The following is a 14,607-nucleotide window of genomic DNA, read 5'->3' on the forward strand; positions in this document are numbered from 1 at the left end:
GCACGTCCTGGACGCGCGACTGCGGCCCGTCCTCCCGGGCACGGTCGGCGAACTGTACGTCGCCGGTCACGGCCTGGCCCGCGGCTACACCGGCGAACCGGCCCTGACCGCGGCCCGTTTCGTCGCCGACCCCGCCGGCGGCGGGCGGCGCCTCTACCGGACCGGCGACCTGGTGCGGTGGAACGCCCGGGGCGAACTGGACTACATCGGCCGGGCCGACGACCAGGTCAAGGTGCGCGGCTTCCGGATCGAGCCGGGCGAGGTGGAGGCGGCGCTGGCCGCCCACCCGCAGGTCGGCAGCGCCGCCGTCCTCGCCCGCGAGACCCCCTCAGGAGGCACGCGTCTGGTCGGCTACGTCGTCCCCGCCGATCCGGCCACGGCCCCCGAACCCGTCGCCGTCCGGGAGTTCGTGGCCGAGCGGCTGCCCGACTACATGGTCCCCGCGGGCGTCGTCGTCCTGGACGCGTTCCCGCTGAACACCAGCGGCAAGCTCGACCGCGAGGCCCTGCCCGAGCCGGAGTTCGCCGCGGGTTCCGCCTTCCGCGCGCCGCGCACCGCGCTCGAGGAGACCCTCCGCGCGGCCTTCGCCGACGTCCTCGGCCTCGCGGCCGGCACGATCGGTGTCGACGACTCCTTCTTCGACCTCGGCGGCCACTCGCTGCTCGCCACCAAGCTCGTCGCGAGGATCCGCACCGGATTCGGTGCCGAGCTCGGCGTCCGTGCCGTGTTCGAGGCGCCCACGGTGGCCACCCTGGCGACCCGGCTGGTCGTCGCGGACCGGGCCCGGCCGGCGCTGGAGGCCCAGGACCGGCCGGAGCGGCTGCCGTTGTCGTACGCCCAGCGGCGCCTGTGGTTCCTCGACCAGTTCGCGGGCCCGAGCGCCACCTACAACATCCCCGTCGTACTGCGGCTGACCGGCGCCCTGGACGTGGCCGCGCTGCGGGCCGCGACGCGGGACGTGGTGGCCCGGCACGAGAGCCTGCGCACGACCGTGTCCGCGGACGCCGCGGGCGTCCCCTTCCAGCGGGTGCTCGCGGAGGGGGAGTTCGCGCTGGACATGCCGGTGGCGCGGATCGCGCCCGAGGAGGTGTCCGGGCGCGTCGCGCGGGCCGCCGCCCACGCCTTCGACCTGGCCGGGGAGATCCCCCTGCGGGCCTCGCTGTTCGAGGTCGCCGAGGACGAGCACGTGCTGGTCCTCGTGGTGCACCACATCGCCGGTGACGGTGAGTCGATGGCGCCCCTGTCGAAGGACCTGGTGGCCGCCTACCGGGCCCGCCTCGCGGGCGAGGCGCCGCGGTGGCAGCCGCTCGCCGTGCAATACGTGGACTACGCGCTGTGGCAGGAGAAGCTGCTCGGTGACGAGAACGACCCCACCAGCCGTGCCTTCGAACAGTACGGCTACTGGAAGGCCGAGCTGGCGGGCGTTCCGCAGCCGCTGCAGCTGCCGACGGACCGGCCGCGGCCGCCCGTGGCGAGCCACCGCGGCGACCGCGTGGCCTTCGCCGTGGAGCCGGAACTCCTCAGCCGAGTCGAGGAACTGGCCGTCCGCGAGGGCGCGACCGTGTCCATGGTGCTGCAGTCCGCCCTGGCGGTGCTGCTCCGGCAGCTCGGCGCCGGCGACGACATCACCATCGGCTCGCCGATCGCCGGCCGCACGGACGAGGCCCTCGCCGGTCTCGTCGGGTTCTTCGCCAACACCTGGGTGCTGCGCGCCGACCTGTCCGGCGGCCCGTCGTTCACCGACGTGCTCTCCCGGGTGCGGGAGAAGGCGCTGACGGCGTACGACAACCAGGACGTGCCGTTCGAGCGGCTGGTGGAACTGCTCAACCCCGAGCGCTCCACCGCCTACCACCCCCTCTTCCAGGTGATGCTGGCCTGGCAGAACATCAGCCGGCCCGACTTCGAACTCGACGGCCTGCGGCTCGGCTACGAGCCGGTGGACGCCGACTCCGCCAAGTTCGACCTGTTCTTCGGCCTGACCGAGTACGACACCGGAGCCGGGCGCGGCGTCCACGGCAGCCTGGAGTACGCGGCGGACCTCTTCGACCGCAGCACGGCGACCACCCTCGCCGAGCGTTTCGTGCGCGTGCTGCGGCAGGTCACCGCCGCTCCCGGGGACCGGGTGGACGGAGTCGATCTCCTCTCGGACAGCGAACGCGAACAGGTGGTCGTCCGGTGGAACGACACCTCGGCCCCGCTGCCCGCTCAGACGATCCCCGGACTGTTCGAGGAGCAGGCCGCCCGTACCCCGGACGCCGTCGCCGTGGCCGGCGGCGGGGTCTCCTGGACGTACCGCGAGCTGGACGAGCGCGCCAACCGGCTCGCGCGGGAACTCATCCGGGCGGGCCAGGGCCCGGAGTCCATCGTCGGCCTCGCCCTGCCCCGCGACGCGGAACTCGTGGTCGGCATGCTGGGCATCCTCAAGTCGGGCGCCGCCTACCTGCCGATCGACCCGCGCTATCCCAGCACGCGCCTGGACTTCGTCCTCGCCGACGCCCGCCCCGACGTGATCGTCACGGACACCCGGACCGCGGACGTCCTGCCCGCGAACGACGCCGTCTGCCTGCACCTCGACCGGCTCGACCTCGCCTCCGGGGACGGCTCCGCGCTCCACCCGGGCGAACGCCCCGCCTCCTGGGGGCCGGACAGCCTGGCGTACGTGATGTACACGTCCGGCTCCACCGGGAACCCGAAGGGCGTCGCCATCCACCACGCCAACCTCGTCAACGGCGTGCTGCGCCTCGCCGACGTCGTCGACGTGCGGGCGGGCTCGCGCATGCTGGGCGCCACCTCGGTCAACTTCGACGTCTCGGCCTTCGAGGTGTTCACCGCGCTCAGCCGCGGCGCATGCGTCGAGGTCGTCCGGGACGTCCTGGAGCTGGCCGAGCGTGACGGCTGGCAGGGCGGTTCGCTGCAGGCCGTGCCCTCGGTGTTCTCGGAGATCCTCGACACCGTCGCCGGGAAGATGGACGTGGACACGGTGGTCCTGGGCGGTGACAGCCTGCCCGCCGCGCTCCTGGACAAGGTGCGCAGCGCCATCCCCCGGGCCCGGCTCGTGCAGGCCTACGGGCAGACCGAGGACTTCTACGCCACCACCTTCGAGATTCCCGACGGCTGGAGCGGCACCGGCAACGTGCCCATCGGTGCCCCGCTCGGCAATATGCGCACCTACGTCCTCGGCCCGGGACTCGTGCCCGTACCGGTCGGGGTGACGGGCGAGCTGTACGTCGCCGGAGCGGTGGGCCGCGGCTACCACAACCGGCCCGGCATCACCGCCGAACGCTTCGTCGCGGACCCCTTCGGGCCCGTGGGGGAGCGCATGTACCGCACCGGTGACCTGGTGCGGTGGACCCCGGACGGACAGCTGGAGTACCTGGGCCGCGGCGACACCCAGATGAAGATCCGCGGATTCCGGATCGAGCCCGGTGAGATCGAGGCCGCGCTCGTCGCGCACCCCGAGGTGCGCCGGGCCGTGGTCCAGATGCGGCAACTGCGCGCCGAGGGGGGCGGCCGGCAGCTGGTGGGCTACGTCGTCCCGGCGGGCGAGCGGTCCGGGAACGGGCCGGACGTCGAGGAACTGCGCCGATTCGTCGCCGGCCGGCTCCCGGAGTTCATGGTGCCGTCGGCCTTCGTGGTCCTGGACCGCTTCCCCCTGGATCCCAACGGCAAGCTCGACCGGCGGGCGCTGCCCGCGCCCGTCCTCGGCGACACGGACTTCCGCGCGCCCGCAACCGCGCGCGAGCGGGCGCTGTGCGAGATCTTCGCCGCGGTGCTCGGTGCGGACCGGGTCGGTGTCGACGACGACTTCTTCACCGTCGGCGGCGACAGCATCCGCTCCATCCAGGTCGTCGCGCAGGCCCGCGCCCGGGGCATCGAGGTCAGCCCCCGCGACGTGTTCGAGCACCGTACGGTCGCCCGGCTCGCCGAGGTGGCCCGCGATCTGGGAGCGCGGAGCGAGGCCGCGGTCCTGACCGAGCTGGAGGGCGGCGGCACCGGCTGGTCCCCGTTGCCGCCGGCCGGCCGCTACATGCTCGAACTCGGCGGCGGCTACGACAGGTTCCAGCAGTCGATGGTGCTCACCCTGCCCCAGGAGGCCGACGACGCCACTCTGGCGGCGACCGTGCAGGCCGTCCTCGACACCCATGACGTGCTGCGCGCCCGCCTGGTCACCGGCGGGGGAGCCGGGGAAGAGGAAGCCGGGCTCGTGGTCGACGCGCCGGGCTCGGCCGTCGCGGCCGAACTGATCCGCCGGGTGCCCTGCACGGGGCAGTGGCGGACGGAGTCCTGGCGCGCGCAGTTGGCCGCGGAGCTGGACGCCGCCACGGGCCGGCTCGACCCGGCGGCCGGCCGGATGGCACAACTCGTCTGGTTCGACCCGGAGGACGGCGACGCGGGCCGGCTCCTCGTGGTCCTGCACCACCTGGTCGTCGACGGCGTGTCCTGGCGCATCCTGCTGCCCGACCTGGCCGCGGCCTGGGAGCAGGCGCACGCCGGCCGCGCCCCGGTCCTCGCCCCGGTGGGGACGTCCGCGCGCCGGTGGACGCACGCCCTCGCCGAGGAGGCGGCCCGTCCCGGACGCACCGCCGAACTCCCGCTCTGGCGCGCCATGCTGGACGGCCCCGATCCGCTGCTCGGCGAACGGCGCATCGACCCGACGGTGGACACCATGGCCACCGTGGAACGGCTCCAGGTCTCCGTGCCGGCCGACGTCACCGAGACGGTGCTGACCGCGTTGCCTGCCGCCTTCCACGGCGGCCCGAACGACGGCCTGCTCACGGCGCTCGCCCTGGCGCTGGCGACGTGGCGGTCGCGGCGCGGTGTCACCGAGACGTCGGCCCTGCTGCGCATGGAGGGCCATGGACGCGAGGAGGACGTGGTGCCGGGCGCGGACCTCTCGCGTACCGTCGGCTGGTTCACCAGCATGTTCCCGATGCGCCTGGACGTCGCGGGCTGCGACCTCGCCGAGGCGCTGGCCGGGGGTGACGCCGCGGGCCGGGCCGTCAAGGCGGTCAAGGAGCAGCTGCGGGCGATCCCGGACAAGGGCATGGGCTTCGGCCTGCTGCGCCACCTCAACGAGCGGACGGCCCGCGAACTGTCCGCCTTCCCGGAAGGGCAGATCGGCTTCAACTACCTGGGCCGGTTCTCCGCCACGGACATGCCCGAGGAGCTGCGGGGCCTCGGCTGGACCCAGGCACCCGAGGGCGGCGTGATGGCCGATCTCGACGCCGACATGCCCGCGATGTCGGTCCTGGACGTCACCGCCGTCGCCTCCGAGACCGACGAAGGCCCCCTGCTGGGTGCGGTCTTCAGCTTCCCGGCCACGATCCTGCGCGCGGCCGACGTCCGGGAGCTCGCCGACCTGTGGGTCGAGGCGCTCACGGCGCTCGCCCACCATGTGCGCAGCGACCCCCGGGCGGGTGGCCTCACGCCGTCCGACCTGCCGCTGGTCCAGGTCGGCCAGATGGAACTCGACGTGTGGCGCAAGGCCTATCCGGGCCTGTCCGACGTGTGGCCGCTGACGCCGCTGCAGTCCGGGCTGCTCTTCCACGCGCAGCTCGCCGACGCCGCCTTCGACGCCTACAACATGCAGCTGGCCTTCGAGCTCACCGGCCCGGTCGACCCCGGCCGGCTGCGCGCGGCCGGACAGGCGCTCCTGGACCGGTACCCCAACCTCAGGGCCGCCTTCGTCCCCGACACCGGTGGCGGACACGTCCAGCTCGTCGTCGACGGCGTCGAACTGCCATGGCGGGAAGCCGACTTCCGTCCCCTCGCGGACCGGGCGGCGCGCGAGGACGCGTACGACGAACTCCTCGCCCAGGACCTGCGCACCAACTTCGACCCGGCACGTCCGCCGCTGCTGCGCATGACCCTCGTGCGGACGGCCGACACGGTCAGCCACCTCGTCCTGACCGCCCACCACACGCTGTTCGACGGCTGGTCGCTGCCCGTCCTGCTGCAGGACCTGCTGCGGCTGTACGCCGGTCACGGCGACGCGACGGCGCTGCCCCAGGTCCGTGGCTTCCGGGACTTCCTGGTCTGGCTCGCCGCGCAGGAGCCGGCCGCCGCGGCCCAGGCATGGGCGAGCGAACTGGAGGGAGTCGAGGAGCCCACCCTGCTCGCCGAGTCCCGTCAGCGGCGCGACCAGGACGGCATCGGCATGCTCGACGTCCCCCTGCCGGCCGGCGACGCCGAGACGCTGGCACGCCGGGCGGCCGAACTCGGCGTCACCGTCAACACCCTGGTACAGGGCAGCTGGGCGCTGGTCCTCGCGGGCCTGACGGGCCGTCAGGACGTGGTCTTCGGCGCCACCGTCTCGGGGCGGCCGGCGACCCTGCCCGGAGCCGACTCCATGGTCGGCCTGTTCATCAACACCCTTCCGGTGCGCGTCACCTGCGCCCCCGAGCAGAGCCTCGCCGAGGTGTTCACCGGGCTGCAGAGCCGGCAGGCCGCGCTCCTCGACCACCACCACTACGGGCTGACCGCCCTGCACCGCGACACCGGCCTGAGCGTCCTGTTCGACACCATGATCGCGTTCGAGTCGTACCCGGTGGACCAGGCGGGCCTCGGCGCCGCGGGGGCGAGCAGTGAGCTGGCGGTCACCGGCATCCGCCCGTTCTCGGGCACCCACTACCCGGTGACGGTCATCGCGGTGACCGAGCCCCATCTGCGCCTGACCCTCCACTACCAGCGGGGCCTCTTCGAGGAGTCCGAGGCCGAGGGCATCGCCGAACGCTTCGCGCGGGTCCTCTGCCAGGCGGCCGCCGACCCCGGCACCCGGACCGGTCGCCTGGAGCTTCTCGCCCCCGCGGAGCGGCAGCTGCTGCTCGACCGGTGGAACGGGGCGGCGCCCGGACCCGCCCCGGCCACGATCCCGGAGGCCTTCGCCCGGCAGGTGGCCGCGACCCCGGACGCGGTCGCGCTGGTCTGCGACGGTACGGCACTGACGTACCGGGAACTCGACGCGATGGCGGACCGGGTGGCGCACGCCCTCGTGCGCAGGGGCGTGCGGCCCGAGACGGTGGTGGCCGTCGCCCTGCCCCGCACCCCGCGCCTGGTGGCCGCGCTGCTCGGCGTGCTCAAGGCGGGCGGCGCCTACCTGCCCATCGATCCGGCCTATCCCAGCGGCAGGCTGGCCTACGTCCTGTCCCACGCACGGCCCCGGTGGGTCCTGACGGACGCCGCGACCGAGGCGGTGCTCCCGGCCGGCGACGTCCCGCGCCTGCACGTCGGCACCCTCCTCGACGAGGAGAGCGACGGGACACCCGCCGCCGCGGTGCTGCGCCCGGACAACGCGGCCTACGTGATGTACACCTCCGGCTCGACCGGTACCCCGAAGGGTGTCGCGATCACCCACGGCAACGTGACCAACGGCGTCGCACAGCTCGCCGGATCGCTGAAGGTCGGCCCCGGCCTGCGCATGCTGGCCGGGACCTCCGTCAATTTCGACGTCTCCGTGTTCGAGATGTTCACCGCGCTGACCACCGGCGCCGGCGTCGAACTGGTCCGTGACGCCCTGGTGCTCGCCGAGGGCGCGGGCCGCGGCGCGGACATCGTCAGCACCGTTCCCTCCGTCTTCGCGGAACTGCTGGAACTGGGGGCCGACATCGACGCCCGCACCCTCGTCTTCGCCGGCGAGGCGCTCCCGGACACCCTCGTGGAACGGATCGCGCGGCGAATGCCGGACGCCCGTGTCGTCAACGCGTACGGGCAGAGCGAGTCGTTCTACGCGACGCTCTGGTCCGCCGGTTCGGGACCCGGGACGGGGGCGAGCGCCCCCGTCGGAGCCCCGCTCGGAGGCGTGCGCACCTACGTCCTCAACGCGGGCCTCGAACCCGTTCCGGTGGGCGTCGTCGGCGAGTTGTACGTGGCGGGAGCGTGCCTGGGACGCGGCTACCACGGCCGCGGCGCGCTCACCGGCGAACGGTTCGTCGCCGATCCCCACGGCGCGCCGGGCACCCGGATGTACCGCACCGGCGACCTGGCCCGCTGGAACGCCGACGGGCAACTGGAGTACGCGGGGCGCAGCGACCACCAGGTCAAGATCCGGGGTATGCGCATCGAGCCCGGAGAGGTGGAGGCGGCCCTGACGGCCTGCGCCCCGGTCGCCCAGGCCGTGGTCGTCGCACGCGAGAACCACGGCACGGGGCGGTACCTGGCCGCCTACGTCACCGCGCACGGTCCGCGCGAGGAGGTCACCGCGGACCGGCTCCGCGAGGAGCTGGCCGGGCGCCTGCCCGACTACATGGTGCCGAGCGCGTTCGTGGTCCTGGAGCGCATGCCGCTCACCCCCAACGGCAAGCTCGACCGCGCGGCGCTTCCGGAACCGGCTCTCGGAACGGGCGCCTACCGGGCCCCGCGCACCCCGCAGGAGGAAGTGCTGTGCGGCCTGTTCGCCGAGACGCTCGGTGTCCGGCGGGTCGGGGTCGACGACTCCTTCTTCGACCTCGGTGGTCACTCGCTGCTCGTCACGAGGCTGACCAACAGGATCCTGATGCTGCTGGGCGTGCGCCTGCCGCTGCGCGCGGTCTTCGAGACCCCGACGGCGGCGGGGCTGGCGCGGCGGCTGGCTTCCGGTGCCGACGCCGGCCAGTCCGCCGATCCGTACGCGGTGGTGCTGCCGCTCAAGGCGGGCGGCGAGCGGCCGCCGGTGTGGTGGTTCCACCCCGGCGGCGGTCTGAGCTGGTGCTACATGGGCTTCGCCCCGCACCTGCCGGCCGACCGGCCGAGCTACGGCATCCAGGCCCGGGGACTGGACGGGACCGACCCGCTGCCCCGGTCGATCGAGGAGATGGTCGCGGACTACGTGGCGCAGCTGCTCGCCGTCCAGCCCGAGGGGCCCTTCCACCTCGCCGGCTGGTCCTTCGGTGGCACCCTGGCCCACGCGGTCGCCGGTGAACTGGAGCGGCGCGGACACCAGGTCGCCCTGCTGGCGCTGCTGGACTGTGCGCCGAGCACGTTCTTCGCGGCCGGCAAGGACGCCCCCGAGGCCGAGGTGCGCGGCATGTTCGAGGCCTACGTCGCGATGGCCGACCACGAGGCGCTCGTGGACCGCATGACCGGCATCCAGATCGAGCACCTCGCGCTGATGCGCCGGTTCACCTCGCCGGTCTTCAGCGGCAAGGCGCTGTTCTTCAGCGCCACGGTGGACTCGCCCGAGGCCATCGCGGAGCACTGGAAGCCGTACGTCCTCGGCGGGATCGAGGAGCACGAGATCGAGTGCAGCCACCACGCGATGCACCTTCCGGAGCCCGCCGCGGCGATCGCGGCGGTCATCGGACGGGCGCTGGACGAGGACTGAGCCCCGTCACGGGCCGAGGCCCCCTAGAAACCGCCACGGCGGTTTCTAGGGGGCCTCGGCCGCCGCGGCGCGCGGCCTCACGACCCGCTGGGCGCGGGAGCGTGCGGAACCTCCCACACCACGGAGACGACGCAGTCCGACGAAGGCTCCGCTTCGACGTAGCGCACCAGGTACTCCACGCGGCCGTCACGAGGCCGCACGCACCGGCCCCGGGAGACGGAGCCCCGCTGTGCCCTGAGCCGGGCCGGCCTGCGGGCCCGGCCGGGGTGGTCCGCGTCCTCGACGGCGAGCCCGAGCCCGACGGGGAAGGGGCTCACGGCGTACACGACCAGCCGCGTGTGCCGTACCACGGCGAAGTAGGTCCGCCGACCCGTGGGAGACGTCGCCACCAGGGCGTGGTGCCGGGCACAGTACGGACACGGCCCGTCGTCGACGACGAGGTCACCGGGCGCGGCGGCCGACGACGTCCCCAGGAGCGAGAGCAGCCCCGCGCGTATCGCGCGGGGCTCGTCCTCCTCCTGGCCGGACAACACCAAGGAGCGCAGTGTGACGGGAGCCGAGTCCTCGTCACACCGCGCTCCGGCGGCGTCGAGCGGTGGCGCGGGCAGGCGGGGGCGCCGGGCTCCCCAGCCGCCGTCGGGATGGGTCGCGGGCCGGCTGTGCGGCGTCGGGTCCGGGAAGAGCACGGCTTGCTGCGCCTTTCGCCCGGCCGCGGACCACCCTCAGGGCCGGGCCTCGCCGATCTGTTCCATCAGAGCGTAGAACTTCTGCATGTCGGAGTCGAAGCGGGGCGAGGCCATGAAGTCACCGGTGTCGTTGATGCTGTTCAGCCCGCCGATGTAGCCCGTACCGGTGTCGTAGTCGTAGTCCAGGAGCCAGGGACCGCCACTGGAACCCGGCGTCATGTCGGGGCACTCCACCTGCCACATGTTCAGGGGCGGGACCGTGGGCTCCACCAGATCCTGGCAGAACTCCTGGTGGTCGCCGTCGTAGGGCGGACCCGAGTAGCCGATGAGGGAGACCTGCTCCCCGGTGCGCATGTCCGGCACGATCTGGTAGCCGCCGGCGGCCTCCAGAGGGGTCTGGCCGCTCGCGTTGTCGTTGACGGCGATCATGCCGTAGTCGTGCTCGTAGTCGGGCTTGTCGCCGCTGCTCCAGAAGGGGGAGGTGGCTGTGTTCCACGCGGTGAACCCGCCGTAGGGCGCGGTGCCGTCGTGGAAGGCAGGATAGAAGACCTGGTTCTTGGTCCAGGTGCCGCCGGGACCGTCGTGCAGGCAGTGCGCCGCCGTCAGGACCAGGACCTCGGACTCGCTGTTCACGACGGTGCCGGTGCAGGCGTCGGGCTTCCCGTCGGCGTGTTCGAAGACGAGTTTGCCCACCGCGGTGGAACGCGGCCCCTCGGCCGCGGCCTGCCGGGCCCGGGGCAGCGCACCCGCCTCGGTGCCGGCCTCGTTCGCCAGGGCCCTGGCGATGCGTCCGGGTGTCCAGTGGGTGAGCAGGGCGCTCCGGCGCGCCTGTTCGGACCGGGCGCCGGCGCCGGGCACGTCCACGATCGCGCGATGCACGTTCGCCGCGCGCGGGGCGGCGTCGGCCGGCCCGGTGGAGCCGACCGCGGTGACGGCGGCGAGGCACAGGGCGAGCAGCCCGGCTCGCAGATGCCGCAGCCGGCGCAGGGGGCCGCGGGCCGATGGTCGAGAGGGCATGACGAAGAACTCCGTTCGATGGCTGGTCGGCCGGATCAGCCGGCCCGCGCGAGCCGGTCCGTGAACTCGCGTTGGCGTTCGGCCTCGGCCGGGGTGGTGGCGATGCGGCTCGTGGTGTGACGCAGGACGGGCGGGGCCATGACCGAGGTCACGACGGCGACGAGCACGATCACGGTGTACGAGGCGGTGTTCAGGACGCCGAGGCTCAGCCCCACCGAGGCCAGCACGATCTCCACCAGTCCGCGTGCGTTGAGTCCGGCCCCGATGGCGACGGACTCCGTGTGGCCGAGGCGTCCCGCACGGGCCCCCAGATAGCCCCCGGCGAACTTGGCTCCGACGGCCACGGCCAGCGTGACCACCGCGGCGAGCAGCACCGGGGGGCGGGCCAGCGTGGTCAGATCCACCTGGAGCCCGGACGCCGCGAGGAAGAGCGGAGCCAGCGTCGCCATGACGAAGGTCCGTAGGGAGTCGAGGGACCGGCGGCCGGCCCCGCCGAGGGAACCCACCACGATGCCGCACAGGAAGGCTCCGAGCACGGGCTCCATGCCCAGCGCGTGGGTCCCCGCGGCCGACAGCAGGATCAGCACGACGACGGCGGAGAGTCCGAGGCCGGGCTGTGCGTGTTCCAGCGGGCGCAGCACCCGGGCGGCCAGCGGACGCAGGACGAGGACGGTGGCGGCCAGTACGAGCAGGAGGCAGCCGGCGGACTCGGCGAGCACACCCGCGCGCAGGCCGTGCGTCGCCATCGCCGAGACGACCGAGAGCAGCAGCCATCCGACGATGTCGCTGACGGCGGCCGAGCCGACGATCATCTGGCCCACGTCGCGGTGCAGGAGACCCATGTCGAGCAGCGTCTTGGCGATCACCGGAAGGGCGCTCACCGCCACGGCCACGCCGATGAACAGGGCGAAGGTCACCTCACCACCCGCACCGCCCGCCATCGAGACCGGCAGCAGCAGGCCCAGGGCGAACCCGAGAGCCAGCGGCAGCAGCACGCTCCCGACGCTGACCAGGCCGACGGTACGGCGCTCGCGCCGCAGCAGCCCCAGATCGATGTGGGCACCGGTGATGGCCACCAGCAGCAGCACCCCCAGCTGGGAGACCGCGTTCAGCAGATGCGTCTGTTCCGGATCGCGCGGCAGCAGCCATGCGGACAGCCCCGGAGCCACATTGCCGAACAGGGAGGGCCCGAGGACCACCCCGCAGGCCAGCTCGCCCACCACGGGTGGCATGTTCAGGCGCGCGGCCACCCTGCCCAGCAGGGTGGCCGCGGTGATGAGCAGACTCAACTGCAGCAGGAAGAGCAGCATCTGGTGGTCCGACAGGCCGGGCACGGGAGCGGTGGAGAGCGTCACGGCGTCTGACTCCAAGAGGTGGGTGGCCGGGGCGGACCTGGCGACTCATCGCCCGGACAGGACGGACAGCAGTACATTGGCGACGCCGGAGGGATTGCCCTCGGACAGCAGGTGGCCGCCGGGCAGCAGCTCGAACGCACAGTGGCCCGTCGTGTGCCGGGCCCACCCGGAGAGCCCGGACAGTGAGCGGTCGTCCGTGCCGGCCACCACCGTCAGGTCCCCCGGCACCGTCGTCGCGCCGGCGGTCTCGACGAAGGAGCGGGACAGCAGCAGATCGGCCCGGATCATCGGGTAGGCCCCCACGAGCAGCTCCGGATCGCCCAGCACCTCGTCGGGGATCACGCCTCCCATGGCGGTCAGGGTCGCGACCGCCGCCCGCGGCGTCGCGACGTCCTCGTCGGCCACGACGCGCCGGCCGGCCGGCGGCACGTTGGAGGCGACGACCAGGCGGGGCCCTCGCCCTTCGCCCAGCGCCGCCACCAGGGCCAGCCCGACGTAGGCGCCGAGGCTCTCGCCGTAGACGACGTCGACCCGGCCGCCGAGCTGCGCGAGCGCGTCCGCCACGACGGCCCGCGCGTCCGTCGCGAAGTCCTGCGCGTACCGGCGCCCGTGCCCGGGAAGTTCCAGAGCCCTGACGTCGATCCCGGCCGGCAGGGCGCGGCGCAGCCTCCGGAAGTAGCCCGCTCCGCAGCACGACGGCGGGACGAGGGCGATCACGGGTCTGCCCGGCTCGGTCCCCATCGGGTCCGCACCACCGGTCCCGGCCCGGTGCGAGGCCGTCAGCGGGCCGCCACCGTACGGATCGGCGTCCCGCGGAGCGTCTCGGTGACGATCCTGTTGTGGCCGTGGTCGTCGGCCCCCCGGGCGAGGACGGCGCCCCACCTGTCCAGCGAGATGCTGCCCCCGTACTCCTCGATGTGGTCCGTGTCCGGGTACACCCGCACCTTGGTGGGGACGTAGCGCGTGGCGAAGCCCATGCGGTAGTCCTTGCCCGTGCTGACGTTGGGGAGGGAGGCGTGCATGAGCGTCGACCAGAAGATGACGCACTGGCCGCGCTTCATGACCAGGGAGTACGCGTCCTCCTCGTTCGGCTTCCAGCCGGGGTCGACCTGGAGCTGGCGGTAGTCGTAGCCGAAGAATCCGCGTGGGACGCCGTCCTTGATCTCCGCGTTGATTCGCCCCTCGTCGAACTCCATCTGCTTGGTCTCGTCGTAGTTCATCTTGTTCTGCGTGCCCGGGATGATCTGCAGGCAGCCGTTCTCGCGGGTGGAGTCCGTGAACGCCGTCCACACGGTGATGGTGCCGGCGCCGAAGTCGTTCTCCGACTCGCCGGGCCACAGCAGCTGGGGCTTGCCGCTGGCATTGGCGAAGGTGTCCGCCTGGTGCCAGTCGGTGCCCTCGTCGCCGGGATACTTGGGGAAGAACTCCGAGCGCCAGCAGAGCAGATCGGGACCGAGGATCGACGCCACGCGGTCCACGATCTTCTGATTGCAGACGTGCTCCGCGAGCAGATCGATGTCGAGGTGCCGGTCGTAGTTGAAGATGTTCGGCGCGCCGACGCTCGCGTCGACCTCCGGATACGCGGCGTGGCCGCGGTCCAGCGTCTCCCGGTGGACCTGCTTCCACAGCTGGTCCATCTCCTCGGGGGTGTAGACGGTGATCGGACCGATGTAGCCGTTCTTGTGGAAGAACGCGAGTTCGTCGTCGGACAGGGACAGGGTCCGCTGCTCGATGCTGGTTGCCATGCTGTGCCTTCCTTGCTTCGGCTATGCGTGCGACTGGACCGGTTGCGCCTTGGCCACGGCCGTGGAGAGGGGCTCGTCGTAGGCGACCTTCATATCGAGGTTCACCGCGAACGAATCGGCGAGGAACCTGTTGAGCCGGGCGAATGCGAGTGAATGTCCGCCGATGTCAAGGAAGTTGTCCGACGCGGAGATCTCGGGATCTTCCAGCTCTGTGCGGAGCCAATCGATCGTGGCGCGTTCCAGTTCGGCCGCGTCGAGGGGCCGGGTCGTGTCGTGATTCGTGGAAGACGGCATGGGACCATCCTTCTGCGATTTCTGATGGGTAGCGCCTATTGCCTGGCGTCGAACCGACGTCGAACATACCTGTGGGCAGGGAGATTTGAACAAGGTGTGTCCTGTTGCCGGGACACCGGACGGCCCGGCGACAGCCGCGATCTACCCCTTGCCGACTTTCCCTCCTATAGTTCGGTGCAGCACCCGACCCCCTTTCAGGAGAAGGGGCGGGG

The 14,607-nt window shown here is 72.8% G+C and carries 7 protein-coding genes; 1 reads left to right on the top strand and 6 read right to left on the bottom strand.

Going from position 1 to position 14,607, the window contains the following annotated elements:
* The coding region (locus tag VT52_RS07475; protein WP_071387419.1) for a non-ribosomal peptide synthetase at positions 1 to 9,298 on the top strand (9,298 nt) is incomplete at its 5' end.
* Positions 9,299 to 9,375: 77 nt separating this feature from the next.
* On the opposite strand, the gene VT52_RS07480 is transcribed toward VT52_RS07475, so the two are convergent.
* From VT52_RS07480 to VT52_RS07505, 6 genes are all read right to left on the bottom strand, one after another.
* Positions 9,376 to 9,834 (bottom strand): hypothetical protein, encoded by a 459-nt coding sequence (locus tag VT52_RS07480; protein ID WP_143070847.1) that lies wholly within the window; start codon positions 9,832 to 9,834, stop codon positions 9,376 to 9,378.
* 186 nt (positions 9,835 to 10,020) lie between these two features.
* Positions 10,021 to 11,001, bottom strand: a complete 981-nt coding sequence (locus tag VT52_RS07485; protein WP_046427568.1) for a trypsin-like serine peptidase — start codon at positions 10,999 to 11,001, stop codon at positions 10,021 to 10,023.
* Between the two features lie 35 nt (positions 11,002 to 11,036).
* The gene (locus VT52_RS07490; protein WP_046427570.1) at positions 11,037 to 12,356 is read right to left on the bottom strand and encodes a cation:proton antiporter; all 1,320 of its coding nucleotides are present in this window, start codon (positions 12,354 to 12,356) and stop codon (positions 11,037 to 11,039) included.
* A 45-nt stretch (positions 12,357 to 12,401) separates the two neighbouring features.
* A complete protein-coding gene (locus VT52_RS07495; protein ID WP_046427572.1) occupies positions 12,402 to 13,097 on the bottom strand; it encodes a thioesterase II family protein in 696 nt (231 codons plus the stop codon).
* 38 nt (positions 13,098 to 13,135) lie between these two features.
* Positions 13,136 to 14,101: a chlorinating enzyme gene (locus tag VT52_RS07500; RefSeq protein ID WP_046427574.1), complete on the bottom strand. Its 966-nt coding sequence runs from the start codon at positions 14,099 to 14,101 to the stop codon at positions 13,136 to 13,138.
* 21 nt (positions 14,102 to 14,122) lie between these two features.
* Positions 14,123 to 14,395, bottom strand: a complete 273-nt coding sequence (locus VT52_RS07505) for a phosphopantetheine-binding protein (protein WP_046427576.1) — start codon at positions 14,393 to 14,395, stop codon at positions 14,123 to 14,125.
* Between the last annotated feature and the right edge of the window lie 212 nt (positions 14,396 to 14,607).

Origin of the sequence: Streptomyces malaysiense (assembly GCF_000980885.2) — a bacterium.
Classification (GTDB): Bacteria; Actinomycetota; Actinomycetes; order Streptomycetales; family Streptomycetaceae; genus Streptomyces; species Streptomyces malaysiense.